General features: G+C 62.8%; 34 protein-coding genes. 13 read left to right on the top strand and 21 right to left on the bottom strand.

Going from position 1 to position 26748, the window contains the following annotated elements:
* The first annotated feature begins 480 nt into the window (after positions 1 to 480).
* Positions 481 to 1425 (top strand): sugar phosphate isomerase/epimerase family protein, encoded by a 945-nt coding sequence (locus WG901_RS08670; RefSeq protein ID WP_339586606.1) that lies wholly within the window; start codon positions 481 to 483, stop codon positions 1423 to 1425.
* A gap of 164 nt (positions 1426 to 1589) precedes the next feature.
* Entirely contained in the window at positions 1590 to 1835 is a 246-nt protein-coding gene (locus WG901_RS08665; RefSeq protein ID WP_339586605.1) for a hypothetical protein, read from the top strand.
* Positions 1836 to 1851: 16 nt separating this feature from the next.
* Here WG901_RS08665 and WG901_RS08660 read toward each other — a convergent pair whose 3' ends face one another.
* From WG901_RS08660 to katE, 8 genes are all read right to left on the bottom strand, one after another.
* Positions 1852 to 2166: an alpha-L-rhamnosidase C-terminal domain-containing protein gene (locus tag WG901_RS08660; RefSeq protein ID WP_339586604.1), complete on the bottom strand. Its 315-nt coding sequence runs from the start codon at positions 2164 to 2166 to the stop codon at positions 1852 to 1854.
* A gap of 12 nt (positions 2167 to 2178) precedes the next feature.
* Entirely contained in the window at positions 2179 to 2778 is a 600-nt protein-coding gene (locus tag WG901_RS08655; RefSeq protein WP_339586668.1) for an alpha-L-rhamnosidase-related protein, read from the bottom strand.
* Between the two features lie 615 nt (positions 2779 to 3393).
* Positions 3394 to 4176 (bottom strand): SDR family NAD(P)-dependent oxidoreductase, encoded by a 783-nt coding sequence (locus tag WG901_RS08650; protein ID WP_339586603.1) that lies wholly within the window; start codon positions 4174 to 4176, stop codon positions 3394 to 3396.
* A 10-nt stretch (positions 4177 to 4186) separates the two neighbouring features.
* Complete coding sequence (locus WG901_RS08645; RefSeq protein WP_339586602.1) at positions 4187 to 5377, bottom strand: zinc-dependent alcohol dehydrogenase; 1191 nt, start codon at positions 5375 to 5377, stop codon at positions 4187 to 4189.
* Positions 5377 to 5937: an SRPBCC family protein gene (locus WG901_RS08640; RefSeq protein ID WP_339586601.1), complete on the bottom strand. Its 561-nt coding sequence runs from the start codon at positions 5935 to 5937 to the stop codon at positions 5377 to 5379. Before WG901_RS08640 ends, WG901_RS08645 begins: the two co-directional genes overlap by 1 nt.
* Before the next feature lie 177 nt (positions 5938 to 6114).
* Complete coding sequence (locus tag WG901_RS08635; protein WP_339586600.1) at positions 6115 to 6426, bottom strand: hypothetical protein; 312 nt, start codon at positions 6424 to 6426, stop codon at positions 6115 to 6117.
* Positions 6427 to 6457: 31 nt separating this feature from the next.
* Positions 6458 to 6934 carry an ankyrin repeat domain-containing protein gene (locus tag WG901_RS08630; RefSeq protein ID WP_339586599.1) on the bottom strand — a complete coding sequence of 159 codons (477 nt, stop codon included), beginning with the start codon at positions 6932 to 6934 and terminating at the stop codon, positions 6458 to 6460.
* 70 nt (positions 6935 to 7004) lie between these two features.
* On the bottom strand, positions 7005 to 9227 hold the full coding sequence (gene katE / locus WG901_RS08625; protein ID WP_339586598.1) for a catalase: 2223 nt from the start codon (positions 9225 to 9227) through the stop codon (positions 7005 to 7007).
* A 229-nt stretch (positions 9228 to 9456) separates the two neighbouring features.
* Between katE and WG901_RS08620 the strand changes: the two genes are divergently transcribed.
* From WG901_RS08620 to WG901_RS08600, 5 genes are all read left to right on the top strand, one after another.
* A complete protein-coding gene (locus tag WG901_RS08620; RefSeq protein WP_339586597.1) occupies positions 9457 to 10197 on the top strand; it encodes a Crp/Fnr family transcriptional regulator in 741 nt (246 codons plus the stop codon).
* 5 nt (positions 10198 to 10202) lie between these two features.
* Complete coding sequence (locus WG901_RS08615; protein WP_339586596.1) at positions 10203 to 10394, top strand: hypothetical protein; 192 nt, start codon at positions 10203 to 10205, stop codon at positions 10392 to 10394.
* Between the two features lie 1027 nt (positions 10395 to 11421).
* A complete protein-coding gene (locus WG901_RS08610; RefSeq protein WP_339586595.1) occupies positions 11422 to 11685 on the top strand; it encodes a DksA/TraR family C4-type zinc finger protein in 264 nt (87 codons plus the stop codon).
* A 298-nt stretch (positions 11686 to 11983) separates the two neighbouring features.
* Entirely contained in the window at positions 11984 to 13021 is a 1038-nt protein-coding gene (locus WG901_RS08605) for a mannose-1-phosphate guanylyltransferase (RefSeq protein WP_339586594.1), read from the top strand.
* Positions 13018 to 13830: a class I mannose-6-phosphate isomerase gene (locus WG901_RS08600; protein ID WP_339586593.1), complete on the top strand. Its 813-nt coding sequence runs from the start codon at positions 13018 to 13020 to the stop codon at positions 13828 to 13830. The genes WG901_RS08605 and WG901_RS08600 overlap by 4 nt, the downstream gene beginning before the upstream one ends.
* A gap of 174 nt (positions 13831 to 14004) precedes the next feature.
* Here WG901_RS08600 and WG901_RS08595 read toward each other — a convergent pair whose 3' ends face one another.
* Positions 14005 to 14469, bottom strand: coding sequence for an oxygenase MpaB family protein (locus WG901_RS08595; protein WP_339586667.1), 465 nt, complete (start codon positions 14467 to 14469; stop codon positions 14005 to 14007).
* A complete protein-coding gene (locus tag WG901_RS08590) occupies positions 14466 to 14795 on the bottom strand; it encodes a hypothetical protein (protein ID WP_339586592.1) in 330 nt (109 codons plus the stop codon). The genes WG901_RS08595 and WG901_RS08590 overlap by 4 nt, the downstream gene beginning before the upstream one ends.
* A 147-nt stretch (positions 14796 to 14942) precedes the next feature.
* On the opposite strand from WG901_RS08590, the gene WG901_RS08585 reads away from it, so the two are divergent.
* Both WG901_RS08585 and WG901_RS08580 read left to right on the top strand, forming a co-directional pair.
* Positions 14943 to 15188 carry a hypothetical protein gene (locus WG901_RS08585; protein WP_339586591.1) on the top strand — a complete coding sequence of 82 codons (246 nt, stop codon included), beginning with the start codon at positions 14943 to 14945 and terminating at the stop codon, positions 15186 to 15188.
* Between the two features lie 137 nt (positions 15189 to 15325).
* Positions 15326 to 16057: an EAL domain-containing protein gene (locus tag WG901_RS08580; protein WP_339586590.1), complete on the top strand. Its 732-nt coding sequence runs from the start codon at positions 15326 to 15328 to the stop codon at positions 16055 to 16057.
* Between the two features lie 46 nt (positions 16058 to 16103).
* Here WG901_RS08580 and WG901_RS08575 read toward each other — a convergent pair whose 3' ends face one another.
* The gene (locus tag WG901_RS08575) at positions 16104 to 16307 is read right to left on the bottom strand and encodes a hypothetical protein (protein ID WP_339586589.1); all 204 of its coding nucleotides are present in this window, start codon (positions 16305 to 16307) and stop codon (positions 16104 to 16106) included.
* A gap of 30 nt (positions 16308 to 16337) precedes the next feature.
* Positions 16338 to 16493, bottom strand: coding sequence for a hypothetical protein (locus WG901_RS08570; RefSeq protein WP_339586588.1), 156 nt, complete (start codon positions 16491 to 16493; stop codon positions 16338 to 16340).
* A gap of 129 nt (positions 16494 to 16622) precedes the next feature.
* On the opposite strand from WG901_RS08570, the gene WG901_RS08565 reads away from it, so the two are divergent.
* On the top strand, positions 16623 to 17003 hold the full coding sequence (locus WG901_RS08565) for a response regulator (RefSeq protein WP_339586587.1): 381 nt from the start codon (positions 16623 to 16625) through the stop codon (positions 17001 to 17003).
* A 51-nt stretch (positions 17004 to 17054) separates the two neighbouring features.
* On the opposite strand, the gene WG901_RS08560 is transcribed toward WG901_RS08565, so the two are convergent.
* From WG901_RS08560 to WG901_RS08550, 3 genes are all read right to left on the bottom strand, one after another.
* Complete coding sequence (locus WG901_RS08560; protein ID WP_339586586.1) at positions 17055 to 17381, bottom strand: hypothetical protein; 327 nt, start codon at positions 17379 to 17381, stop codon at positions 17055 to 17057.
* Positions 17382 to 17439: 58 nt separating this feature from the next.
* Complete coding sequence (locus tag WG901_RS08555; RefSeq protein WP_339586585.1) at positions 17440 to 17625, bottom strand: hypothetical protein; 186 nt, start codon at positions 17623 to 17625, stop codon at positions 17440 to 17442.
* A gap of 78 nt (positions 17626 to 17703) precedes the next feature.
* Positions 17704 to 18633: a GNAT family N-acetyltransferase gene (locus tag WG901_RS08550; protein ID WP_339586584.1), complete on the bottom strand. Its 930-nt coding sequence runs from the start codon at positions 18631 to 18633 to the stop codon at positions 17704 to 17706.
* Positions 18634 to 18735: 102 nt separating this feature from the next.
* Here WG901_RS08550 and WG901_RS08545 point away from each other — a divergent pair, with 102 nt between their 5' ends.
* A complete protein-coding gene (locus tag WG901_RS08545; protein WP_339586583.1) occupies positions 18736 to 18993 on the top strand; it encodes a KTSC domain-containing protein in 258 nt (85 codons plus the stop codon).
* Between the two features lie 5 nt (positions 18994 to 18998).
* On the opposite strand, the gene WG901_RS08540 is transcribed toward WG901_RS08545, so the two are convergent.
* From WG901_RS08540 to WG901_RS08525, 4 genes are all read right to left on the bottom strand, one after another.
* Positions 18999 to 19250, bottom strand: a complete 252-nt coding sequence (locus WG901_RS08540; protein ID WP_339586582.1) for a hypothetical protein — start codon at positions 19248 to 19250, stop codon at positions 18999 to 19001.
* Positions 19247 to 20170, bottom strand: coding sequence for a non-homologous end joining protein Ku (ku, locus tag WG901_RS08535; protein WP_339586581.1), 924 nt, complete (start codon positions 20168 to 20170; stop codon positions 19247 to 19249). Before ku ends, WG901_RS08540 begins: the two co-directional genes overlap by 4 nt.
* Positions 20171 to 20248: 78 nt before the next feature.
* Positions 20249 to 22300 (bottom strand): hybrid sensor histidine kinase/response regulator, encoded by a 2052-nt coding sequence (locus WG901_RS08530; RefSeq protein WP_339586580.1) that lies wholly within the window; start codon positions 22298 to 22300, stop codon positions 20249 to 20251.
* A complete protein-coding gene (locus WG901_RS08525; RefSeq protein WP_339586579.1) occupies positions 22300 to 23778 on the bottom strand; it encodes an ATPase domain-containing protein in 1479 nt (492 codons plus the stop codon). Before WG901_RS08525 ends, WG901_RS08530 begins: the two co-directional genes overlap by 1 nt.
* A gap of 178 nt (positions 23779 to 23956) precedes the next feature.
* Here WG901_RS08525 and WG901_RS08520 point away from each other — a divergent pair, with 178 nt between their 5' ends.
* Positions 23957 to 24226 (top strand): hypothetical protein, encoded by a 270-nt coding sequence (locus WG901_RS08520; protein ID WP_339586578.1) that lies wholly within the window; start codon positions 23957 to 23959, stop codon positions 24224 to 24226.
* A 1-nt stretch (position 24227) separates the two neighbouring features.
* On the opposite strand, the gene WG901_RS08515 is transcribed toward WG901_RS08520, so the two are convergent.
* Entirely contained in the window at positions 24228 to 24953 is a 726-nt protein-coding gene (locus WG901_RS08515; RefSeq protein WP_339586577.1) for a dienelactone hydrolase family protein, read from the bottom strand.
* 205 nt (positions 24954 to 25158) lie between these two features.
* The gene (locus WG901_RS08510) at positions 25159 to 25335 is read right to left on the bottom strand and encodes a hypothetical protein (protein WP_339586576.1); all 177 of its coding nucleotides are present in this window, start codon (positions 25333 to 25335) and stop codon (positions 25159 to 25161) included.
* Between the two features lie 99 nt (positions 25336 to 25434).
* Between WG901_RS08510 and WG901_RS08505 the strand changes: the two genes are divergently transcribed.
* Entirely contained in the window at positions 25435 to 26643 is a 1209-nt protein-coding gene (locus tag WG901_RS08505) for a DNA topoisomerase IB (protein ID WP_339586575.1), read from the top strand.
* The last annotated feature ends 105 nt before the right edge of the window (positions 26644 to 26748 follow it).

Raw genomic sequence — 26748 nt, 5'->3', positions numbered from 1 at the left:
TAGGCGTTTCCGAGGGAAGCCGTCAATCGGAGTAGACCGATATGGACCGCTGTAGACGGCCCACTGGCGGAGACGGAGGGATTCGAAATCAACTCACAACCAGTTGATTTTTCTCCTTCCGTTGGCGGTGCTTCGAATTCGAGACCACGCTAAATACCACACTGACAATTTCGTCTGAAAACAACGCGTTGCGCCGTCAGTTCGACTCCCACATCCTCCTTCGAACCCACGGATTTTTCAAGCTCGAATTTGGCCAGTCTGGACGTTCCATTCACACTGGAATTTCGCGTCGTCTTGCGGACCCGTAATGATACTGCTCGCTGCAGTGCTCCTCCTTGAGCGAGCCGGCGCTTGATGGGGAAGCGGTGATGGCGAGTTGAAATGTTGGCTGGCGACGTGCTTTCGGACCCCTGAATAGTCTCGCCTTGCCTGCGTCATACTTTTTGGAACGCAGTTCGTAACCGGCCCAATCTACGCAGCATGTCCTGGATGCGACAGCGCGTTCGGTGGCAGCGATGGCGGCCGGCTGGCAGCATCGCGCAAGTCGATGCCCAAAAAGAACCAAGGAGCGGCGAGCGCAAAGCTGCGCGCCCCGCCTTCGACCCAGGAGAGCCCATGGACCGCAATCGGATCGGGATCGAGCTTATTAGTGTGCTAGGCATGCCACCCGTAGAATTCGCGCAGTTCACGGCCCGAATGGGGTGCGGCAATATGGGTATCGCGCTCGAAACGATGTATCCCGACAATCCCGAAGGCTATCCGGCCTGGTCGATGCGCGAGGATGTGGCTTTGCGCCGTGCGTTTCGCTCGGCGCTCGACGACAACGGGGTCGCCATCTCGGTCGGCGAGGGCTTTCTCGCTTGGCCGCATGAAGACGTCTCGACCTATGCAGCCGATCTCGACCTCATGACCGAGCTGCGTGCGGGTGCCGTCAACCTCCTGAGCATCGATCCTGATCTGGCCCGAGCCTTGGATCAGACCGCAAGATTTGCCGAAATGGCGAGCGAACGCGGCCTCCCAGCGGTGCTCGAATACATGCCGGGCATGGCGATCGGCAATCTCTCCACGGCCACCCAGGCTGCCCGCCATGCTGGGTCGGACAGGCTCAAGGTCATGGTCGATACGATGCATTTCTTCCGATCGGGTTCTCAGCCGGCCGATCTCGCCGCGACCGACCCTAAGCTGATCGGGTATGTCCAGGTCTGCGACGTGCCTCTCGTCTGCAAGCACGAGAGCTACGGGGAAGAGGCGCGCTTCGATCGGCTGGCGCCGGGTGAAGGCGAATTGCCGTTGGACCAGTTTCTAGCCGCGGTTCCCGACCATTGCATCGTCGGTCTGGAAACGCCCATGATGCCTAAGGCCAGAGCCGGCATTGGCGCGGCCGAGCGGCTTGGTCCCGCGATCTCCTGGCTGCAGGCGATCTGAACTCGCGCGACCGCTCAATCGGAGGATCGGGTCAGAGCGCCGGCGCACGTCGATCGGCCTGCCCAAAGATCCAGAATTTTTAATAGCTTCGCTCTCGGTGCCGGTAGAACCAAAGGTGGCTAGCCGCGTTGATCACGCAGTGCTGCCACCAAAAGGGAACTCCCATGGCCTTGCTCAAGCTCGCGGCGGCATCTGCCCTCGCCTATGGCCTCTATCAATACGTGAACCGCAAGCGGCCGGCTACCCGCGCCGCCTTCGCTCATGGCGAGTCCACACCGGGTCCGGTGGAAGTCCGCAATGCCGGCCCCGACGCAATGGCCAGCGATCCACCGCACTGGGACTCGGTCGATCAGGCTAGCGACGAAAGTTATCCCGCCAGCGATCCGCCGACCGCCAATCGCTTTACCTGACCGACGCGGGCGGTGGTCAGATCTTCGGGCGATGCGCGCTGAGGAAAATGTGATGGGGGCCCGAGCCCAGAATGCCCAAAGGCGTGGGCGAGATCCATCCGCTCGGCGGTTGCAGCCGGCCCTGAGCCCCGGGCGGTATCTCCAGCGTGATCTCGAGGGCCTCGTTCGACCTGGTCCAGCGGATCGATGCAGTGCCTAAAGGGGTTTCGATCGCTGCTTCGGCCCAGGCCAGGCCGCCGCTTGGCTGAGGGCGAAACTCGATCATCCTGTAGCCCGGAGGCTCTGCGGCAGGCGCCAGACCCGCGAGCCTGCGGTAGAGCCATTCGCCCACGGCGCCGTAGGCCTAGTGATTGAAGCTCGTCATCGACGCAGCGTCTTCTGCTGCCATGTCGCCGGAATGGATCTCGCCGCCGGGCCTGATGGCGTCCCAACGCTCCCACATCGTCGTCGCGCCATTGGCGACCTGGTAAAGCCAGCCTGGGGCTTTTTCATTGAGCAGCAAGCGGAACGCAGCGTCTGTTTGACACGTCTGCGTCAAGGCCGGCAGGACCAGAGGCGTGCCGAGGAAACCCGTGGCGATGCGTCCATCATTGCTCTCGACGAGCTTCGCGAGCTGTCGGCCCACAGCCTCCTTTGCTTCGACCGGGGCGATGTCGAATGCGATCGCGATCGCGCAGCCCGCCTGGGTTTTGCCAAGCGCCGAGGACCATTTGCGCCAAGTGCTCGCCGCGATGTTGTCCCCAACCTTTGCGTAAGATCGCGCAAGCTCCGCCCGGTCGAGCGTGAGGGCCGTATACGCCACGACGCGCGCGCTGCGGGCCAGGTAAGTCGAGGCGATCAAATCCCTGTCGGTCGTCGCGTCCTCGGGCCGGTCGGGCGGCGCGCCGGGATCGAGCCAGTCTCCGAGATGGAAGTCGCCCGTCCAGACCCCATCGGCGTCCAGGCGAAAATTGTCGAGGAACTTGGCTCTATGCCGTGCTTTTGACGTCTAGAGCCATGCGCAATTTCCGGAGCCTACCATGACTGATAGCGGCAAAGAGCAGCACCGACTGGTGGAGCGAGAAGAAGGTATACTAGGTAGGACTGCGGTCCCAAGGTCCGCGGGCGGGCCCGCTGACGTCCCGGTCCTCAATGGTGATAAGGGCGAGGCCAAGAACCCTTCCAGCGCGCTCCCGGACGAGATCTGGGAGCACGAACAAGAGCGCCTCAATCCTGGCCAGGTCGAAGGGAATCCAACTGGCGCGAGCCGCGACAAGCCGAAAGCACCCTCGAACAGCGCCTAAACGAATGAACTACGTCGGGTGGGTGATCAATCCTACTGCCAGAGGCATCAAGGATGAAAAACGGAACGGATGGACGTGGAAAGCGCCGCGAAATCCATGCTGTTTCTCCGCTTATCAGATCGCGGACTTCGTCCTAGAATTGTTCGAGGTCGCGAGTTTACCCGACGAAGTCACCGCGCAAGACGCCGGTAACAGCCCGACCGGAGTAACCATGGCACTTCTTCTATCGTGAGGCGCTGATAAGGGGCGTTGAGCCAGTTCGGACCTTTAGAATCTCACAAATCGGCAGATCCCGGCTTGGCCATCTTGCGATGCTGCTCGGCGAGCACAGCGGCGGGAGTCACGTTGGCGACGGCCTGCTGAAGCTTGTTCTTCCAGCCCGAGACGACCGAAGCCTTGCCGCTCATGACCGCATCGTAACCGTCTTTCGCGACATCGGCAGGATCGGATTTTTTCGGGTCCTGCCCGACCTGCGTGTCCATCATGTCGCCGCGCGCGAAAAATTCGGTATCGACGGGCCCGGGCATGAGGGTCGTCAAGGTGACCCCCTCGCTTTCCTTGATCTCATTGCGAAGGGCGTCCGTGAAGTTGTCCACGAAGGCCTTGGTTCCGTTGTAGACGGCGTTGAAACTACCCGGAATGAACCCCGCAATCGAACCGGTGACGAGCACCTTGCCGGCGTTGCGCGCCACCATAGGTGCGAGAATCTTCTGTAACAGGTAGAGAGTGCCGGTGACGTTGGTGTCGATGACGTGGCGCCACGCGCTGGGGGCCTGCTCCAGGAACGCGTGGCCGAGCCCATGTCCGGCGTTGGCGCAGAGGAGGTCCACCTGCCGATCACTGGCGGCCGCGAGCAGCTGGTCGACGCCCTCGAAGGTGGAGAGATCGACCTCGAGCGTCTGCACGTCGACCCCAAGGCCTTGAAGACCTGCGGAGGCGTCAACAAACGGCGTGTCGGCCACCACGAGCAGATCGTACCCATCCTTCGCTGCCAGTTTGGCGAGCTCTGCGCCGATGCCCGTGGACGCGCCCGTGATGATCGCGAATTTGTTGGCCATGCTGTCTCTCCTATTCGGCTGCCATGGCCAGGTCGGGCTTCAGCACGACCTTGGTCACTTCGTTCTGGTTATCGTGGAACATCTTGTAGCCCTTCGGGGCGTCCTCGAGCGCCATGCGGTGCGAGATCAGGAAGGTCGTATCGATCTTCCCCTCGACGATCGCATTGAGCAGCCCTGGCATGTAATGCTGGACGTGGGTCTGGCCCGTCTTGAGCGTCAGACCCTTCTCCATGAAGGCGCCGAGTGGAAACTTGTCAACGAAACCGCCGTACACAGCAGGCATCGAGACGCGTCCGCCCTTGCGGCAAGCTAAGATGGCCTGGCGGATCGAATGGGTGCGATCGGTGCCGAGAAACATCGATGCCTTGATCTGGTCGATGACGTTGTCGACGAAGAAGCCATGCGCCTCGAGGCCGACCGCGTCGATGACCGCGTCGGGACCGATGCCGCCGGTCATCTCCATCAGCGCCTCGTAGGTCTTGGTCTCCTCGAAATTGATGGCCTCTGCGCCGAACTTACGAGCGAGTTCGAGCCGATGCGGGAAGTGGTCGATCGCGATCACGCGCTCCGCGCCCATCAGGAAGGCCGATTGAACCGCGAACAGGCCGACGGGGCCGCAGCCCCAGACCGCGACCGTATCGCCGGGCTCGATCTGCGCGTTCTCTGCGGCCATCCAGCCGGTCGGCAAGATATCCGAGAGGAAGAGCACCTTCTCGTCCTCGATACCCTCCGGGATCACGATCGGACCGACATCGCTGAACGGTACGCGGACATATTCGGCCTGACCGCCGGCATAGCCGCCTGTCATATGGCTGTAACCGAAGAGTCCCGACATGGGCTGGCCGTAGAGCTCGCGTCCGATATCCTGGTTGTCCGCGGGGTTGCCGTTATCGCAGGCCGAATACTGGTGCTTACCGCAATGGTAACAGGAGCCGCAGGAAATGGTGAAAGGGACCACGACCTTCTGCCCGCGCTGGAGCGTGCTCCTGGCGCCGACCTCCACGACCTCGCCCATGAATTCGTGGCCGAGGATGTCGCCCGCCTTCATCGTCGGGATGTAGCCGTCGTAGAGATGGAGGTCCGATCCGCAGATAGCCGTCGCCGTGATCTTGATGATCGCGTCGCGGGGATTGAGGATCTCGGGGTCGTCGACCGTATCGACGCGCACGTCGTGCTTGCCGTGCCAGGTGAGGGCGCGCATCAGGCCTGTTCCTCTTCGAGCTGCTTGCGGGTCCGCGCTGCGGTGGCGATCTCGCCGGTTTCCATCAGCTGCTTAAAGCGCCGCAGATCCCGGCGCGTCTGGATGCGGGGCTCGCGCTGAAAGAGCTTGGCGATGAACTGTCCGATCGTGCCGCCCGGAGGGTCGTAGGCTATCGTCGCCGTCACCACCGTGCCGCGCGCGCCGGCCTCTTTAAATTCGATACGGCCGCTGTTGGCGACGTCCGCATCCGGACCAGACTGCCAGGTGATGGCGCGGCCCGGATCGTCCTGCGTTATGAGCGACTCCCAGCTTACCGTCCGTCCGGCTGGCGCCTTGACGGTCCAGCGCGAGCGATCGCGATCAATCACCTCGATGGCGTCAATATTCTCCATCACGCCTGCAAGATTGGCGGGGTCTCGCCAGAAATCGTACAGTTCCTGCGCCGTTCGGTTGATCGTGACGGTCTCGGCTAGCAATGCCCTCGCCGGAGACGCCGTCTTGGAAGTCTCGGGCGGTGCGTCATCGTGCAGACGCTTCGCCAGGTCGCTTTCGCTCGTCATTCTCGAATTCCTCGTTGTATATACCTCGAACCCTATCCAGTCGGCATGGTTCCAGGGGGGCCGGCTTTCACTGCGACCGTCAACCCGGCTGTCTCAGGCGCTCCTTGGCTCCGTGTCATCGCAAGGCCGGCGAGGGAAACGCCTTCACCGCGCAATTTCCCGGATCGGCTTTCGGCCTTATTCTTCGCTAGCGCCGCCATCGACCGTCGAAGCGTTTACCCCGTCGTCCCGGCCGGGGTTGCGGCGTTCCGACACGAGGCCGCCTGACTGGGCCTGCCTATCCTTATTGCCGGCATCGTTTTGCGCCTGGCTTGTCTTGGGTGTGCCGGGCGCGGCAGGCGAAAACGGCTTCACTTCGATGCCGGCAAGGCCGTGCTCGATATCGAACTCGTTGGCGTTCTGCGCGTCGACGCCCTCGGTGGTTGCGCGCGTCTCGCGCCGATCGGCCGGGCTTGCGTCCTCAGGTCCGATTGCGGTCGTGTGTTCCATATCGTCGTCCTTCCAAAGACAGATCGCAGCGTCAGCAGCGCGCGAGCGACCGGGTCGTGAGGCGAGCGGCCATGAGGTCGTTGGCCTGCGACTGCGCTACCGACAGCGCGCTGTTACCGGCAGCATCAGGGCGATGCGGGTCTGCGCCGCGTGCGAGGAGCCTATCGACGATGGCGGCTCGCCCAAACAGCGCTGCGAACATCAATGCGGTCTGGCCGGCGTGATTGGCAGCATCGGGCTGCGCGCCGTTCGCGAGCAAGAGCTCGACGATATCGCCGAGCCCTTTGAACGCTGCGCCCATCAAGGCCGTGTTGCCACGAGCGCCGTCCTGCTGGTCCACGGGCGCCCCGTGGGCCAGGAACAGATGGGCCGCATCGACATGTCCGTGGTAGCAGCTCAGGATCAGCGGCGAGTATCCTGCGGGATCCAGGGCGGCGACGTCGGCACCGGCCTGGATCAGCGCGGGAAGGACGTCGATCCGACCAAGCCTTGCCGCGTCGAACAGCAATTCCTGGATCCGCTCGGGTGAGGGCAGCGGGCGCGGCTGCTCATCGTCGTTCGCTGGCGCCCGCTGAGCCTCATTTGGCATCGAGGTCGACCTTGAGCTCGCGCGGCCAATGACGCAGCTTGCCGAGGCCCTCGACAAAGGCCGTTGCATCCTTGGCGCTCGTTAACGGGATGCAGGCTTCGTCGAGGTCGTCGGCGATGCCGCCTTTCTCGAAGATCGGCTGGGCTGCGGCCGTGAGGCCGATGAACTTGCCATGGCCGAAGGCGTCGCGCACGAAGTCCTGGCTTGCGGCATCTCCGGCGAGCAGAGCGCCGCCTTCCTCTGAAACGATCAGGGCGACCGCATCGAACAACACCGAAGGCCCGCCATCGATTTTCTGTTTCGCGGCGACCTTCGTGCCGTCCGACAGCGTGACCCCGCCGATCTTGGGCGCGATCACTTCGTAGACCGCGCCGACCTTGTCGACCGCCTTCACCAAGGCGGTAAAGAGCGATGCCTCGGCGCCGTCGCTGAGGAAGATCCCGAGCTTACGGCCCTTGAAATCGAGTGGCCCATTCTTGACGATCGAGAGTGCGTCGGAAGGCGCAAGGTCCGTGCGCGTTGGCACCGCTGCCTGCGCTGGCTCCGGGAGCTCGGGCAGGGCAAGGCCGTCGGCTACCGTTGCGGCCAATCCCTCGTCGATGTTGCGCAGGTGCGAGACCATCCGCGACCGGATGTCGGGACGCTCGACCTTGCTGAGTTCGAAGACCAGGGCATCACCGATGTGCTTCTGCTCGATCGGATCCTGACTGACGAAGAATTGACGGGCCTGGCTGTAATGGTCCGCGAAGCTCTCCGGGCGGATGCGCAGCTTCGCGCCATCGGCCTCTTCGGCAACGCTGCTGAACCCGCGAACCGGATCCTCACGAGGACCGCCGATCGTGGCGCCCCACGAGTTCGGCTCGTAGTTCACGCGTCCCCGGGGGTTTGTCATCGCCATGTGCCCGTCCTGCTGGAAATGCGCGACCGGGCACTTGGGCGCATTGATCGGAATGTGCGTGAAATTGGGGCTGCCGAGCCGCTTGAGCTGGGTGTCGAGATAGGAGAAATTGCGGCCCTGGAGCAGCGGGTCGTTGGTGAAGTCGATGCCCGGCACGACATTCTGCGTGCAGAACGCGACCTGCTCGGTCTCGGCGAAGAAATTGTCGACGACGCGGTCGAGGACTAGCCGGCCGACGCGGCGCACCGGGAGCACCTCCTCGGGAATGATCTTGGTCGAATCCAGCACGTCGAAATCGAAGCTGTCCGCGAAAGCCTGATCGAACAGCTGGACGCCAAGCTCCCATTCCGGAAAATCGCCGCCATTGATCGCATCCCACAGGTCGCGGCGATGGAAATCGGGATCGGCGCCGTTGATCTTGACCGCCTCGTTCCAGACCACGGACTGGAGGCCCTGCTTCGGCTTCCAGTGAAACTTGACGAAGGTCGATTTGCCGGCGCCGTCCACCAGGCGGAAGGTATGGACCCCGAAGCCTTCCATGGTCCGATATGAGCGCGGTATCGTGCGATCGGACATGATCCACATGACCATGTGCATCGATTCGGGCGTCAGGCTGATGAAGTCCCAAAAATTGTCGTGCGCGGTCTGGGCCTGGGGAAAGGCGCGGTCGGGCTCGGGTTTGGCGGCATGGACGAGGTCGGGAAACTTGATCGCGTCCTGGATGAAGAACACGGGGATGTTGTTGCCGACGAGGTCCCAGTTGCCCTCTTGTGTGTAGAGCTTGACCGCGAAGCCGCGGACATCGCGGGCGAGATCGAACGAGCCCTTGGACCCGGCGACAGTCGAGAACCGGACAAAGGCCGGGGTACGTTCACCGACCCGCTGAAAGATGTCGGCCCGGGTCACGTCGGACAGGCTCTCGGTCAGCTCGAAGAAGCCGTGCGCCCCGTAACCGCGAGCGTGGACGACGCGCTCGGGAATCCGCTCATGATCGAAATGGAAGATTTTCTCGCGAAAATGAATGTCTTCGAGCAGCGTCGGCCCGCGCGCGCCCTGCTTGAGGCTGTTCTGGTCGTCAGCAACCGGAACGCCCTGCTGCGTGGTGAGGACCGCCGTTTCGCCTTCGGCCACCTGGTGTGTCTCACCGCCCGTGCCTTGCAGCTCGCCGAAGGTTTGCGACAGATCAGCGTCGGCGGGGATGGGGGACGCCTTCTGTGGAGACTCGCCGCCGACGTCGCCACCTCCGAGCATGGCCGGGGTTAGACCGGATTTCGCGGTGGCAGGGTTTTTGGCGGGTACCGGCTTCTTGGCCATTGGCGTGATCCTTCGTGAGCGTCGCTGGTCGGTTGGCACGGGCCCGCGATCCGAAATTAGCGGCAGCACCGATGTGACGCTAACACCCGTGACGAACGAGGGTTTCTCGCGATCGTTAAAAGTTAATCTGGATCAAGACGATTACGCAGTCGGGTTGCAACGCCGCGCCAGCCCGGCCGTTACTGTTTTTGGCTGACAGAGGCCGGGCACACAGGAGCGTTATTGTCGAATGTTCACCGATCGGTTCTTGCGCAATCGTCGAGGTATCAGGCTGGAGACCGCCGAACGCGCGCGTCTTGAAGAAGCGATCGAGGAAGTCCGCGTCGTCGAAGCGCGTAAGCGCCTCGTACGCGCCGGCGATCTCCTGTCAGAAAGCACACTTCTGGTTGAGGGATTTCTCTGCCGCTACATTGATGACCGGCACGGGCTGCGGCAGCTCGTGGCGATCCATGTGCCCGGCGATTTCGTCGATCTTCATGGATTTCCGTTGAAGACATTGGATCATGACGTCGCCTCGCTTACCGCAGCGACGGTCGCGGTCGTCCCGCACACGGCCCTGCAAAAGATCGAGCGCGAAGCCCCGGAACTTGCGCGAAAGCTTTGGTATGCCACTTTGCTGGACGCCGCCATCCACCGCGCCTGGCTTTTTCGGCTCGGACGGCTCGACAGCATCGGGCGGGTGGCGCATTTCCTCTGCGAGACCAATGCACGGTTGGTCCTGGCAGGTCTCAGCGACGGCAGACGCTTCGCCTTCGGTCTGACACAGTATGATCTTGCCGAGATCTGCGGTCTCACCAATGTCCATGTCAACCGCGTCATCCGCGCGCTGCGCGAGGAGCGCCTCTGCCTCTTCCGCTCCTCGCTCGTAGAAATTCTTGATCCCAGTCGGCTTGCGGACCGGGGACAATTCGATCCGACCTATCTTTACATCGACGACAGCGCGGCAGGCGCGCTTGCAGCGAAGGAATGATCGCCATGCCCGATCCCGCCGTACCCCAGCCGCACAGTGAGCCCGGCTATGCCGTTGCCGAAGAAGGGCTCGTCATCCTCGAAGGCCCCGGCGCTCTTGCCGTGACGATGACCGCTGACGCAGCGAGCCGGACTGGCCAGAGCCTGCTCGACGCAGCGGTCGCTGCGCGCAGCCAGCGGAGCGACGCCACGCCGTAGTTGTCGTAGAACAGTCATGTCGGCGCTCTAATCGACACGGAAGCGGAGCTACTTGCTACCCTCTTGCGTTGATGTTGCAGTGCACAACGAGGGTGATGATTTTGCCATGGATGGACTAACTGCACTTTGGCTGTGACCGACTGCTCTTGCGCAGGCCCAGAAAGACATGGTTGAAACCTTAGTAAGCGCTGAGAAAGTCGTGGCGACTCGTATGACATTGATGGCAGCAGCAGTGAAGGAGCCTTGGTCTGCAGACTACCCGGAGCTGTTCCGGATGATCGAGGAAAAGAGCGAAACTTTCGCTCTCTCGCAGCACAGGATCGCCGCTGCTATGTGCTGCCTCCGAACGGCATGCGAGGCCAACTCGCGCGATTTGGCGAGGCTCATGGCCGGAACCTTTCTTGGCCCAGCGGACTGGGCGGGCATTGCAACACGCAATCTCGATGCGTGGTCCGCGCTGGTGATCCTTCCGGCCGACGCGGTGGCGCCCGTGCGGCGACGGGTCCTAAGCAACGAGCGGCGCCTTCGCACCCGCGCGATTAGGCCACCAACCTGAGCTGTGACGGTTCTGCCGGCGCTCCAAAAAGATACCAGGTGCAACAAGGAAGCACGCCCCTGGCCCTGGAAGTTACGCTGGGTCGAACGCGGTACAGAAGCCAGCTTCACAAGCGCGTACCGGTCTCGACGCTCCAGACGGCTAGGTGTTTGCTTCGCGCCGGTCATAGAGCGGCGGTCGTGCCTGCCAGGACCGGGCCGACTTCTGTTCGAGAGGTACTCTGCAGCGCTCGCACGTTGCCAAGAGCGTCCCATCGGGTCCGCGCGACATCGACGGGTTCGATGGTTGGTGACGACCAAGAAAACAGCGCAAGGACATGGGTTCAAGCAGCTCGGCAGAGAGACATTAACGTCTGAGGGCTTTTTTGGCTTCTGAAATAGATGACCTAAAACTTTTAGGTCCGTCAGCCTATGCATCCCGGCCTCCCGGCACCACATCCTACCACCGGCGTTTGGGCAAGAGGAGGCTGCCATGGCAAACGGTTGGGCGCAGGACGGCGCGGTGCAGGATCAGATCGAAGATACGGTCCAAGACGCGGTCAAACATGCCAGAGCACGGCTCGCGGGTGGCCAAGGCACGCGATTTTGCGAGGATTGCGGAGAGGAGATTCCGAAGGCGCGACGTGAGGCGCAGCCCTCGAGCCGTACCTGCATCCCCTGTCAGATCGAGCGAGACGGCGCGGTTCGTGTTTCCGGGATAAACCGCCGCGGCAGCAAGGACAGCCAGTTGCGCTGATTGCAGTCGCAGGCCCCTGAGCAAAACAGGCACTGAGGGCTCTCGATAGCCTTAGTACCGCGAACCCGGCAGCGCTTCAGATGCGATTGTCTCGCTGGGCGGAAAGGACCTTCCCGCTCGTTGGGAAAGGGGGGTACTCGCTGCGCGAAGACGCTCGAAGTCTGGAGCATCCGGCCGTCGCTGGAAGATACGACGTCACTGGCCGGTTTGAAGTTTGGGATAACAGAGGAAAATCTGGTTCACTGAAGAAAACGCTGACGGTGGGAGCCATTCACCGAGGTGGGGCTTTTTAGCGGCGATGACGCAAATCGTTCCTGTGATCCTCTGCGGCGGCAGCGGTACTCGCTTATGGCCGCGCAGTCGTGCCGTGAAACCGAAACCCTTTCTGCCGCTGATCGGCGACAGTACGCTCTTCGAAGCGACGCTGGGGCGTTGCCCGCCCGACGCCGACTTCGCGCCGGCGATCGTGGTGACCGGCGCGGCGCATCTGACGCATGTCGAAGACCAACTCGCCGCCGCGCCCGACGCGCGCGTCATCGTCGAGCCCGCGGCCAAGAATACGGCCGCGGCGATCGCACTGGCGGCGCTGCGCGTGCCCAAGGACGCGATCATGCTCGTCTGCCCGAGCGACCACCACATCGCTGATCGCGATGCCTTCATCGCCGCGGCCCGCGCTGCGGCCAGCCTCGCCGAGGAGGGCTGGCTGGTTTCGTTCGGAATCGAGGCTAGGACGGCCGAGACCGGCTACGGCTACCTCAAGCGCGGCGAGGCGATTGGGAAGACGGGATATCGCGTCGACCAGTTCGTCGAGAAGCCCGATCGCGAGCGCGCGCAGGGCTTTCTCGACGCTGGCATCTACGCCTGGAACGGCGGCATCTTCGCCTTCCGCGCGCGCGACTTCCTGGCCGAGCTCGAGGCGCATCGCCCAGCAATCCTCGACGCGGTGCAGCGCTCGGTCGAACGCGGCGTCGAGGACAACCACCGCTTCTATCCCGAGCCCGAGGCCTTCGCCGAGGTGCAGAGCGAATCGGTCGACTATGCGGTGATGGAGAACACCAGCCGCGCGGCCATGGTCCCCGCCGACATGGGCTGGTCGGACATCGGCAACTGGCAGTCGTTGCACGAAGCGCGCGCGCGCGATGCCGATGGCAACGTCGCGATCGGCCGGGTCGAGCTCGTCGACTGCCGCAACGTCCTCGTCGACAGTGACGGCCCGCGCGTCTCGGTGATCGGGCTCGAGAACGTGATGGTCGTGGTCGACGGCGACGAGGTGCTGGTCACCACGGCCGCCGGCGCGCAACTCGTCGGCAAGCTGTCCGGAGCGGTGAACCAATGAGCGCCGCCTTGCCCATCCGGGAGGTCGAGAAACCCTGGGGCAAGGACACGCTTCCCGCACCTTTCGCGGCACCCGAAGGCAAGCGCATCGGCGAGATCTGGTTCGAGCCGCCCGACGCCCTGCCGCAACTGCTGGTCAAGTACATCTTCACCAGCGAGGCGCTGTCGGTCCAGGTCCATCCGTCGGATGCCGAGACCCTGGCCAAGGGGCTCGGCCGCCAGGGCAAGGAGGAGTGCTGGCTGATCGTCGATGCCGAGCCCGAGGCGAAGCTGGGCATCGGCTTCCAGCAGCCGCTCTCGTCCGAGGCCCTGCGCGCGGCCGCGCAGGACGGGTCGATCGAGGACCTGATGCAGTGGCACAAGGTCCGCCCCGGCGACTTCTTCTACATTCCCGCGGGCACGGTCCACGCGATCGGGGCGGGGGTGAGCCTGATCGAGGTGCAGCAGAACAGTGACATCACCTATCGGCTCTATGACTACGGCCGCCCGCGCGAGCTGCATCTCGACGAGGGTGTGGCCGTCGCCAAGGGCCAACCCTATCCCGGCGAATACAAGCTTTCGGTGCCCGATCGCGGCGACGTGACGCTGGTCGAGGGGCCGCTGTTCCGCCTCGACCAGATCGAGGGCCTGCCCAATGAGGATGCCGCAATGCGTTACGGCGCGCGCCCGCTGCTCGTGATTCCCCGCAAGGGCATGGCGACGATAGCGGGCGAGACCGTGCTGCCTGGCGGTTGCGGGATTGCCAAGGACTTCGACGAGGTCGCTTTCGATGCGAACGGCGCTTGCTTGATCGCCCAACCACTGGCGTAAACATGCAAAAAGCGAAGCCCATCCCTTCATAACGCCGCGCGGTTCGGACCGCGATCTTCGATGGCAATGACTGGACCGAACGATGAAGGCTCTTCGTCCGGAGCGCCATGGAGTTGCAACAACGGCTAGGCCTTTCCCGCCGGCAAATCTGTAGTTGCCCGCTCTCCAGACCAGTCAGCAAAGGGCCCAGCGCAGCGTCCGAGCAAGCGTCAACGTCCCGCTCGCAACCAGTGGACGGGCAGGTCCCGATCCGGTGAGCCGGTGCAAGCGCCTCGCCCATCCTGGGAGCAGATCCACCGCCGCGCATTGCACAAGCGCGAGCGGGACGCCATCGAGCGAGGGGCGAGGTGGCCGCAGGATGAGTGCGGCGACTTCGCGCGACCGGGCATCGGCGCGCAATTGCGAGCGCATTGCGCCGATCCGTTGCAATACCTCGGTTCGGCTCCGCGGCGCCTCATCGACACCAAGGCGCTCAGCCACGGCTGCCATTTCCACAAAATAGCGATCCTGATCGGCCATGGTCATGGCGGGCTCGGTATAGCGGATCCAGGCATCTAGGAACGACAGCACCTCGGTCATGTGGACCCAGGTCAGCAGATCTTGATCATTCGCGCAGTAGGCAACTCCGCCCGGCGTCAGACCGGATTGAGATTTCTTGATGCGTCGATCAGCTCGCCGAGCTTGGCCTGGACCTCGTCCAGCAGGGCTTGCTGGAGAAGCAGGTCGTCGATCGCATTGGCACTGAGGCCCAGTTCGGGGAAGACCATCAGCGCCACGCCTTGCGCATCGCCCTTACCAGCGAGTTTCAGAATCTCGGCGAGATTGAACGCCGGGTCCGCGACGGCGCAGAGCGGTTGGCAGGCAGCGACGCGGACGAAGCCGTGGCGGTATGGCGAATGAAAGTCTGGCGACGCCGGCTCTTCGCATTCGGCGGCTTTTCGTCCGAGACCCCTTCTGTTCTCCATCGGCGCGCTATACCCTTAACGAACCGGGGAGCGGCAAGCGTTCCAGCAAGCGGCGCGCGCAGGTTTTATGGCAAACGCACGTCGGCCCCGCGAACCATCGGGCAGCGGCTGCGTTTGGGGTAGGACAACAGATTAGGAGAAGGTCCGATGGCCTTGTTCAAGCTCGCATTCGCATCTGCCGTAGCCTACGCCCTCTATCGCTACATCAACCGTGAAAAGGAACAGGTCCGCGCCGCCTTCGCTTCCGGGGAATCGACACCGGGACCCGTCGAAGTCCGAAACGCAGGACCCGAGGCAATGGCCAGCGACCCTCCGGAATGGGACAAGGTCGATCAGGCCAGCGATGAAAGCTATCCGGCCAGCGATCCACCGGCCGCAAACCGCTTCACCTGATCGGCGAGTGAAGAGAAATTCCTCGGTTTCATCGGTTATTAGCGGCTTGCCGCCATACTACCGCTAACGAGGAGTCGCCATTCATGTCAGTGGGATGCAAGGGGTGCCGGTCAGAGGCGCAGAGCTTCGATATCGCGATGGCTTTCCAGCCGATCGTGGATTGCGAAACGGGGCTGCCCTTTGCTTATGAAGCTCTGGTGCGAGGATGCGGCGGCGAGGGTGCCGGCGCAGTCCTGGCCCGTGTGGACGCCGACAATCGGTATGCTTTCGACCAGCAGTGCCGCGTGGCCGCGATCGAAGGCGCCGTCGCGGCGGGAATCCTCGACACAGATGCGAAGCTCTCGATCAATTTCCTGCCCAATGCCGTCTATTCTCCGGTTGCTTGCATCCAACTGACGCTGAAGACCGCGCGAGCAACGGGCTTTCCCGCCGAACGGCTGATCTTCGAGTTTACCGAGAACGAAGAGATGGCCGATACGGACCATATCGGCGAGATCGTTGCGAGCTATCGCAAGATGGGCTTTGCCACGGCACTCGACGACTTTGGTGCCGGCTATGCCGGGCTCGGGCTGCTCGCGAAATTTCAGCCCGACCTGATCAAGCTCGATATGGAACTCGTTCGGGACATCGACACGAGTTTGCCGCGGCGGCTCATCGTCGAGAGCGTCGCCCGTCTTTGCGACAAGTTGGGGATCACGCTCGTCGCCGAGGGTATCGAAACGGAAGCGGAATTCGGCGCGCTGCGGGATCTTGGTATCCGCTATCTCCAGGGTTATCTGCTCGCGCGGCCGCAGTTCAAGGCGCTGCCGACGATCGTCATGCCGCACTATCTCGCCGACGAAGAGGACAGGGTTCGCCTCAGGGCGTGATTGACCTGCAGTCTATCCTAGGTGTCGCGCCTGAAGCGGGCGGCCTTCAATCGTCGCCACCGCCGACACCATGCCTTATCGCGACGTTCCCTGGGATTTCCGATAGTTCCCAGCCAAAGCGAAAGGCTGGCAGCTCGGGGCCGCCAGCCTTCGGGCCTCCCCTGATCTCGGCCCAGCCAGCTTGGGCCTTGCTGCGGTTTTCACGAAGAGCAAACCGTGAGCCGATCGAAGATTGCAGGATGACGTGCATCGTCGTCACCCGTGCCCACAAGTCGGCCGCTCAGCCGGGGGGAGGCACGTCGGGAGAGGATTGCACCGTGGCCTTGCTGCTGAGAGGGCCGCCGGCGAGACGAACGGCGCCGGGCTGCGCCGTTTCCTGGTTGAAGACCCGGTAAGCGATGTAGCCAAGCGTGCCGAGAGCGATGATCTTGAGCATGAAAGGACCTCCTGATTGCATTGGCTCAACCGATCATCGCGCGGTTGGCTCCCGGCGAAGCAGCTTGTGATCAGGAACCAGGTCTCGGATGGCCGCGTTCATAAGCCAAAGGCTTTGGGGGAGAAGCAAATGTCCGTTCGGCCAGCCATTCTTGTCGTCGAAGATGACCCGGCTCTGCGGATCACCTTGTCCGAGATGCTGAGTGAGCATGGCTTTCCTGTGGTAGCAGCCGGGTCTGCCGACGAGGGCTTGGGCGTCCTGCTACATCGAGAGGACATCGCCGCGATCATCACCGATGTCGTCATGCCAGGTACGCTCGACGGATTGGGATTGCTCTCGGAAATCCGCCGCCGGTGGCCATGCAAGCGCGTCATCGTCGCGTCGTGGCGCATGCCGGCCGAAGCCGCCGCCAATGCACCGGGGACTATCTTCCTTGCCAAGCCCTTCGGTGAGGCGAGCCTCCTTGAGGCGGTTGAGACGGCCCTGCAGACGCACGCTTATCGAGGGTGAACGCACTTAAGCGTCGACTTGACTGAGGCGACACCGTCTGCCTTCGCGTGGTCAGGTTCCCGCTGGGTGGTTCTGATCCGGCGGTACTTTGACACCGGCGGAACGCTCGACGCCCCCTTTCGGCGGCGCGTTGGCCGCGGCTTCTTCAGCCGTTGCCGGATTGCTGTCGGGGACGCCCTCGGGCGGCGCTTCATCCTCGTTCGTCCAGCGGCCGTCAGGCGTCTTGGCGGTGCCCGTTACATTGCGCGAGTCCTTTGGCTCATATTCTCCGCCGTGACCTGCCGGCTGCTTGTCGCCGCTCGAGCGACCATCGCGCGTATGCGCCGTGTCGGTGACATTGCGGGAATCATTGGGTTCGTATTCGCTATCGCCGCCCATGGTCATTCTCCATGCAAATGTTCGTTGGGGGAGCGCCCGCCGGGCTTAGCGCAAGCTCTCAGGGGCGCGGGGTCTTCTTCGTCTGGACCGGCTGATGCGCCTGCTTGGGCTCGGTGCCTTTGTCGCGGCGTTCTTTCATGATCCGCGCAGCTTCATCGCCCACATCGCCCGTATCGTTTTCGCCGGTTGAGGGGGTCTGGCGCTCGACGGGATCGAGGTGGTTTTCACTGGGATCGCGGTCCATCGTGACGTTCCTTCTGTTGCCAAGGTAGAACGGCAGGCGATGTAGCCAGTTCCCGATCGCCCCCGGCCGCAGACCTCTTCATGTTTTTTCGCGACTCGCCTTTGCCGGCTTTTCGATGGCACGCGCGAAGCGGTAACTGGTCTGATCGAAATTCGCCGCTCGAAAGAAATTGTGCGAATTGCGGATGTCGATGTCGCTCATGGCTTCCACCGCGGTGCACCCTTTTTTCCCGAGAGCGGCTTCGGCGAGGCCCAGCAGCTTCGCGCCAAAGCCGCGCCGGCGATGGGCCTCGTCCACGACCAGCACGGTGATGCGGCCGATATTGCCGCGATGCGGCGTTGCGATCACGGACCAGGCGATACAGCCGGCAATTATGCCGAACTCGGCCAGATGCATGTCGCCCCCCGCCTTGCGCAGGTTCGCCAAATTTCGTGCCACTGCTTTCGCGTCGGGACCGGCCCTGGAAAGCTGGGAAAGCAGCCCCGCCACCGCTGGCGCATCGCTGGGCTTGGCGGGGCGAAGCGCCAGCACGGGTTCACTTCGGACGATCGCGAGTTTGGGCTTTGCGCGCGGCGTTGGTAGCTGTCCTTTTCTGGCCAAGGCCGCCTTGTCGCTTGCCTTCTCCGGGCTGGGGGGTGCCGTTGTCGCGGAAGCGGGAACGCGGGCCGGGGCGGGTACGGCGCCGCGTCTCGCGCGGCGACGGATAGCGGGTTCCGCGTCGTCGGGAGCCGAGGCACGCCTGGCTCTGGTGGGCAGTTTTTCGGGCGTGACGCGTGCGGATTGTTGCCAGGTGCTCAAGGCGCCCGCGCGCAGATAGCTTTCGATTTCCTCGGCGGTGGCGGTCAAAAGACCGTCGCTGCCGAAGCCGATAAGCTCCTTGCCCTTGTCGTCGATGAGGCCGAATTTCCCGAAATCGCCAGTTCCGGGTTTCCGGCGGCGAGACTTGACGAGCTTGAGCCCGCGGTGCTGGGCCATCTCCTTCAGACTTTGGGCAACATCATCTGCCATCTGTCACCTTTGCGGGCCCGGCTGTTCGACATCCACGTTCGACTCGTCTGGGCGTAAGATCGATTCGGTTGGCCGCTTGGCACGGGAACGCTCGAGTCGCCATTGCGCTGCACCGATATGCGCGCCTGCCGTTTCAAACAGTCATCGATGATCGAGCGGGCCGCCTATGACGAGGACGTGCAAAGCCTGTGCCTGTCATTCAAGCAGACCGGCAAGTACGTCTATTATGACGTTCCCGCGCAAGTCTTCGACGCTTTGTGCAAGGCGGTTTCGGTCGGTGCGTTCTTCAATACCGAGATCAAAGGCCGCTTTCGCTGCCGCCGGGATCCAGAGCGCCGGCGCTTCGGCCCGAACGCCTGAAGAGGTCAAGCTTCGGCTAGCGCGCGGTAGACCGACATCAGGTGACGAGAGGCCGAGGCCCTCGCACGCGGCGAGCGCACGGTTTCCTCGTTGGTCTCATGAAGCATCGTCAGCATTTCGAGAACTTCTTCACGCGCAGTGCCGTTCTCGATCAGTTGCAACCCGATCATCGTCAGGAGATTTCCCCAGAGCGTGATGGCCCCCTCGGCGAAAGCCGTGTCGTCGTCCGCATCGTTTGCCGGGATCACGTCGCTCATGCGCGCTTTCGACCGGTGGATCGGGTAGGCGCCTTTGCCGGGGCTTCCTTTGCCGCGGGCTTCTTCGCTGCGGTCTTGCCGGCGCTTTTCGCGGCCGGCTTGGCAGCCGCCTTCTTCGCGCCGCTGCCCTTGTCGCTGGAACCGAGCGAATTCTTGAGCGCTGCCATGAGGTCGATCACGTTGTTGCCGCGGCTTTCCTTGTCGCCGCCTTCACCTTCGATGTTGAGGGTCTTGCCCTTCTTCTTCCGCTCGATAAGGTCCTTGAGCGCATCGACGTAGCGGTCGTGAAAGTCGCTCGCGTCGAATTTTCCGGTCTTTTTGTCGATCAGCGTCGTCGCGAGGTCGAGCAGCTCCTCGTCGGGATCACTATCGGCGATGTCGCGAAAATAGCTCGCCGCCTTGTGCACCTCGTCGGCATAGCGCAGCGTCTCCATGACAAGGCCGCGCCCGCAGGCCTTGATCGAGACGACGTACTCGCGCCCGCGCATCGCGAGCTGGCCCAGACCTATCTTGCGGCTGCGGCGAAGCGCTTCGCGCAGAACGATGAAGGCTTCTTCGGCGAGGTCGTCGGCTGGCACGACATAGTAGGGCTTCTCGAAATAGATCATGTCGATGTCCTGCGCATCGACGAACTGCGTGAGTTCGAGCGTCCTCTTGCTCTCGAGCTTCACGCCTTCGATTTCGGTCTCGTCGAGCAGTACATATTCGCCCTTGGCATATTCGAAGCCCTTGACGATCTCGTCCACGTTCACCGGGCCGATGCCGGGCACGACCTTCTCATACTTGATCCGCTTGCCCGACGGCTCATGGATCTGGTTGAAGGCGATCGTCGCTCCGCTCTTCGTCGCGGAATAGACTTCGACCGGAATCGATACAAGGGCCAGTCGGATCTGACCCTTCCAATAGGGGCGGGCGGCCAATGCGCTTCTCCTCAGTTAGAATCGCATAATCCCGCAAAACGGGTCTCGTTCCCAGGAAGGGCAAGGCAACCGACCGGGTCAGGGTTGCGACGGCGTGACATCGGCCTCGGTTGCGAGGGCTAACTTTTCCGCTTGGGAGACAACCCCGGCCAGAGCTCGAGCAAGCTCGCCTCGACGGAAGGGCTTCGCGATGCGTCCAAACTGCGCGTCGCTGGCGGAGGCAAAAGCCGCAAACCCGGTTATGAGGAGCACGGGGAGATCGTTATCCTGCCGCCTCATTTCCTCGATCAACTGAACGCCGGTCATGCCGGGCATCAGATAGTCGCTGATCAGCACGTCGAACGCCTGGTCGCGAAGCTTCTGCAATGCCTGCGCGCCGGAGGCGGCCTGGTCCACCCGGTGGCCCATGTCTTCGAGCATTTCGGCCGTCCCGCTCCGCACCAGCTCCTCGTCGTCCACCAGAAGGATGTGCAGGGGATCAAGTTCGGGTCCCGCGTCATCGCCGGTTTCCTCGATCGAGGAATGCGGTGCTTCGGCGACCGGCAACCATATCCGGGCCGTAGTGCCCTCTCCCGGACGACTCTCCAATTCGAGTTTGCCGCCGGACTGCGCGGCAAGACCATGCACCATCGAAAGGCCCAGCCCCGTGCCTTTCCCGACACCTTTGGTCGAATAGAAGGGCTCGACCGCGCGGCGCAGCGTCTCGGCATCCATTCCCATTCCCGTGTCACGAACGGCGATCGTCACGTAATCGCCGGCATCAAGGCTCAACGGATTATCCGCTCCGAGCGTGGAGGGTTCGATCGAGAAAGTGAGTTCGCCTCCCTCGGGCATGGCGTCGCGGGCGTTCACGGCCAGGTTGAGGAGGGCGAGTTCGAGTTGGTTGGGATCGACCTGCGCCGGCGGCGTGGCCCGGCTGATGTCGACCCGGACCGCAATCAAGGGACCGAGCGAACGTCGAACCAGCTCGAGCATGCCTTCAAGAAGGGCGGACGTATCGACGGGGCGCGCCTCAAGGTTCTGGCGCCGCGCAAAAGACAGCAATCTCGAAACGAGAGTTCGGGCGCGCTCGGATGCTTGGAGCGCGCTCGCAATCAGGCGCTGCGAGCGCTCGTCGTCGTGGCGCCTGCGCAGGAGGTCGAGGTTGCCGATCACCGGGGTCAGGAGATTGTTGAAGTCGTGAGCGACACCGCCAGTGAGCTGGCCCAGCGTCTCGAGTTTCTGGGCCTCGTGAAGCTGGGCTGTCACGGTTTCGTGCTGCCGGGCGCGCTCGGCGACCTGACGCTCGAGTTCTGCCATGAAATCGCGCTGCGCCGCTTCGTGCTGGCGGCGATCGGTAATGTCCTGCGATACGCCGACCATGCGCAATGGGGTGCCCGACGCATCGCGCTCGAGGCGGCCGAGGACCTGGACCCAATGCTCGTCACCGTTCGGCCAGATACAGCGATATTCGACCGAATAATCCTCGCCCGTCTCCTGACAATGCGCGACCGACGCCTGCATATAGGCGCGGTCGTCGGGATGGACCGAAAGCAGAAGGTCTGCGTAAGTGAACGGGTCCCCTTTCCGCCGACCGAAATGGGCCTTGCATTCATCCGAGGCATCGAGCTCGCCGACAGAAATGTCGAGCTCCCAGGCACCAAGGCCCCCCGCCGCTAGCGCAAGGCGGAGACGCTCTTCACCTTCACGGATCGTCTCAAGGCGGCGCCTGGCCTCGTATTGACGGCGGCGCGCGCGGAGCGCCGACTGCGCCAGGCTCAGCAGCGTGGTTGGGTGGAACGGCCGCTCAAGAAAGGTTACGTTGCCAAGTAGGTCGAGAAGCCGGCTAGCTGCCGGATTGCGTTCGAGGCCGCCGCCTCGCGCGGTAAGCACGATGAAGGGAAGATCGGACCATTCCTCCTGCCCGGAGATGAAGCCGACAAGGTCGCGCAGGTCCGCCAATCGCAGCGCTTCTTCTGTGACGACCGCAAATCCGGCCCCGGCGGATAGTTCAGCAGCCAGCGCGGAGACGGATGGCGCAATTATCGCTTCGATGCCGGATTCTCTCAGAAGTTCGGCTGCGACGTCCGCATCTCGGCCGAGCGGCGCCAGAACGACCGCGCTTTCCGACGCCGATCGACCTGAGGCCATCAGGCGCCGCTCGTATCGAGTAGCGGCATGTTCTCGCCTGCAAGGGTCGGTACCCCGCGCAGCACGCCCTGGAACTGTGTGAGTGGCTCTCCCAGGGTGATGCCGTTGGAACCGATCATGTACTCGCGGATCGTATCCTCATGCGCGCCCGTGCGCTTCTTCACCACCGAGATGGCGCGGCGCACCCGTCCCAACGCTTCGAAATAGCGCAGGAGAACCACCGTATCGGCAAGATAGGTAACGTCGACCGGCGCCTTCATATCCCCGACGAGGCCGTGCTGCGCGACGGTCAGGAAGGTCGCGACGCCCTGACGGTTCAGGTATTGCAGAAGCTCATGCATATGCAGCACAAGCGCCTGTTCCTCGGGCATCGCTGCCTGGTAGCCGTTGAGGCTGTCGACCACGACCGTCCGCGCGTCGTGGTCTTCGACGCAAGTCCGCACACGATCGGAAAATTCGCCTGGCGATAGCTCGGCGGCGTCGACTTGCAGAAGTGTCAGCTTACCTGCATCGATCATGCCCTGGACGTCGATACCGAGCCCCGCCGCCCGGGCGCAGAACAGGCCAAGCTCCTCGTCGAATATGAACATGGCCGCATGTTCGCCGCGCGCGACCGCAGCTGCGACGAATGTAAGGGCCAAAAGAGACTTACCCGTCCCCGCGGGCCCGAGGATCAAGGTGCTCGACCCTCTCTGGAAGCCTCCGCCGCAGAGCAGGTCCAAGGTCGGGTCACCCGACGAGACGGTAGCGCGATCGACAGGCCCACGATGCTCGGCCGAGACAAGTCGCGGAAAGACCCGCACGCCCCCGCTCGTGATTACGAAGTCATGGAACCCGCCGCGAAATTTCCGGCCGCGATATTTGAGGACGCGCAAGCGTCGTCGCTCGGCTCCGTAATTGGGCGCGAGTTCCTCCAGCCGGATCACACCATGCGCGACGCTGTGCACGGTTTTGTCCAGGGCGTCGGACGTGAGGTCGTCGAGCATCAGGACCGTGGTATTCTGTTTGGCGAAATAGTGTTTCAGGGCCAAAATCTGGCGGCGGTAGCGAAGAGAGCTTTGCGCCAGCAGCCGGATCTCCGAGAGGCTGTCGAGCACGACGCGCTGAGGCTTCAGCCGCTCGTAGACCTCGAATATGCGCCGGGTCGTCTCGCCGAGTTCGAGATCCGATGAGTAGAGCAGGCTTTGCTGTTGCTTTTCATCGAGCAAGCTTTCGGGCGGGACGAGTTCAAACACTTCGAGCTCCGCCGGAATTTCCCAACCATGAGACGCTGCGCCTTCACGCAATTCATCGTCTGTCTCGGAAAGGGTGATGTAGAGGCCTTTTACGCCTGCCTCGACGCCGGCTAGCAGGAATTGCGTGGCGATCGTCGTCTTGCCGGTACCGGGACTGCCTTCCAGGAGATAGAGCCGCCCGGGTGCGAACCCGCCGGCAAGGATATCATCCAGTCCCGCTACGCCTGTCCTACTGCCAGTCATTCGTTCCAATCCGCCAAAGCCTCAGCTTGCTTTCTCTAGCGATTTCATCGCCGGGAAGCCATTCATTCCCCGCTCAAGTCTCTGCGGCTGCGGCGGATTGAGTGGTGACCGGGAAATGCATTCGGAACCCGGCGGCGCTCCCTGGCTTTGATGGCTAGGTCACAGAAGGGATGGATGAATGCCAATCTCCGAACTGAGCGCGATCGAGCGCATAGCGCGCGTCCTTGCCGCACAGCGGCTCAGCATCAACGCAGAAGGGTACGAATCCTCGGTATCCGACGAGGTCGATGCCGAGTGGTTCAACTACCGCGCCGATGCGGTTGCCGTCCTCAAAACGCTACGCGAGCCCGACATCGTGATGGCGAATGCCGGCGACGTCGAAGTCTGGAGCCGCATGGTGACCGCGGCGCTCGACGATTACGAGCCCGATTCACGTTCAAGCGTCTAGCCTAACGCGCGAAGCTCTGACTGAGGAATTGGAGCAGGATCGTCCACGACATGGCGTCTGCGCCCGCGTCGAATGCCATCCGCGGATCGCCGAGATCGTCGACAGCGCTGTTCGTGAAACTATGGTGCGCTCGGCCGAATATGGTGAGCTGCCAGTCGGCGCCAGCGCTGTCCATTTCCTGCTGGAAGGCGTCGATATCGCTCGCCGGGACGAGGGGATCGCGCCAGCCGGTGCAGGCGAGGACGCGGGCTCTGACCGCGCCCGGCATCGCGGGTGCCGCAGTCGTGAGCAAACCATGGAAGCTTGCGACCCCGGCAAGCGGAACGCCGTCCCGCGCAAGTTCGAGGACCGCCGTGCCTCCAAAACAATAGCCGATGGCGCCGATCGCGCAGTCCGCAAGCCTGTAGCGGTCTTTGAGTGCAGCATAAGCCGACCGCACGCGGCGCCGGAAAAAATCGGCGTCGTTCTTGAAGGCGGCGAGGGCTGCCGGGATTTCCGCATCTGTGAGCGGCCGGCCTTTCCCGTGCATATCCGCGGCCGCGGCGATATAACCGAGATCGGCCAAGCCTCTGGCATGACGGCGAACGTTGCCACCGATACCATCGGCTTCATGCACCACGAGGACGGCCTGTCCGTTTGGCTCGCCTCTCGGCTCGAATATTTCGCCTACGAGTTCCAGTGAACCGTCGTGATAGCGCCATTGGGCGGCGTCGGCTCCCTCAGCCATATGCCTCTCCTCGTGTTTTTCGTCCTTCCTGTCGCTCGAGCCGAAGGCTTTGGATCGACAAGTCAGGTTGCCTGTCGATTGGTAGCTTTCGAAAAGCGCAGCTTCTGATGAACGCGGGGCGTTCAGGGTAAGGCCAAGGGGGCCGGTGGGTGGACGCTTCTTCGAATGCGAAGAAAAACCCCCGCCGAAGCGGGGGTCTCCTTGCTCAGGAGCCGGTGCCCGGCTCCTTGCTAAGCGGCGCCTTGCCATCTTCGAGCCGACCCTCATTACGCAGATCGCGGCCCTCCTGCGCCTTCTTCTGCGCTTCGGGCGACTTGCCGTGTTCGTTGAGTTCTTCCTTGACGTAGCCGGCGGCCTCCTTGGCCTTTCCTTCGATGCTCATGGTCTATCTCCTGTCTGGAGCCACGAAATAGTGACACGTGCTTGAATTCCCGAAACCGCGGGAAGCTCCCGTACTTGCAACGGCTCGTCCCATTCGCGCGTGAGGCAGCCTTCATCGGCCAGCTACTGGGAGCGACGGCGCGAAAAGCCGCGTCTCAGGGAACGCACCGGCTTTCCGAACGATTCTGCCGCTATGACAAAGCGAGACGAGGATGTGGCAGAGGTCGGCGAAGCGGGGGCGATCATCGATGCCCAGGAGGCTGCCGAAAATGCGGGGCTTGTCTATGTGACCGATGATGGTCCGGGGATCACTCGGCAGACCTTTCGCGGCAGGTTCCGCTACCGTGATGCGAAAGGCAACATCGTGACGGATGAGAGGACACTCAAGCGCATTGCTTCGCTCGCGATACCGCCGGCCTACACGGACGTGTGGATCTGCCCAAAGGCAAACGGTCACATCCAGGCCACCGGACGGGACGCCAAGGGCCGCAAACAATATCGCTATCACGCCCGCTTCCGCGAGGTGCGCGACAGCACGAAATACGAACATATGCTTGATTTCGCCAAGGCGCTCCCGGCCGTGCGCGAGCGGATCGATGCCGACTTGAAGAAGCGCGGGCTGCCGCGCGAGAAAGTGCTCGCTGCCGTCGTCCATCTGCTCGAGACGACGATGATCCGGATCGGCAATGCCGACTATGCCAAGCAGAACAAGAGCTACGGTCTGACCACGCTCCAGGACCGCCACGTTGCTATCGATGGCGCGGAGCTACGCTTCAATTTCAAAGGCAAAAGCGGCAAGCAGTGGAAGCTCAAACTCAAGGATCGGCGGATCGCCAAAATAGTTAAGGCAAGCCAGGACCTGCCGGGGCAACATCTCTTCCAGTACCTGGGAGATGACGGCGAGCAGTACGAGGTCACGTCGAGCGACATCAACAGCTACCTCAAGGAGATCTCCGGGACCGACATCACGGCCAAGGATTTCCGCACCTGGAACGGCACTGTGCTGGCCGCCCTAGCGCTAGCGGAGTACGAGAAGGTCGACAGTCAGGCTGCGGCCAAGCGCAATGTTCGCGCCGCCATCGAGGCCGTCGCCTCGCGTTTGGGCAACACGCCGACAGTCTGCCGCAAATGCTATATCCACCCCGAGGTTTTCGAGAGCTACCTGAGCGATGGGCTGGTGCTAGAAGCGCGGGACGCGGTTGAGATGGAGCTCAGGGAAGACGTCGCGCGGCTCCGCCCCGAAGAAGCCGTCGTCCTCGCATTCCTGCAGCGCCGGCTGGCGGATAAGGCGAAAGTACCAGCACTTTAACAATGCGATAGCCGGTGGAACGCTGCGGCGTATTCGTCGTTATTTTGCTGAACCCTCCATCATGGTGACGGCATGCTTCATTCGCAGAACGCTTTCCCGAAATTT

It is taken from the genome of Novosphingobium anseongense, from assembly GCF_037482895.1.
In the GTDB taxonomy this organism is placed as follows: Bacteria; Pseudomonadota; Alphaproteobacteria; order Sphingomonadales; family Sphingomonadaceae; genus Novosphingobium; species Novosphingobium anseongense.
Note: the sequence above shows the minus strand (reverse complement) of the source record. Positions and strands in the feature narration are given on the sequence as shown.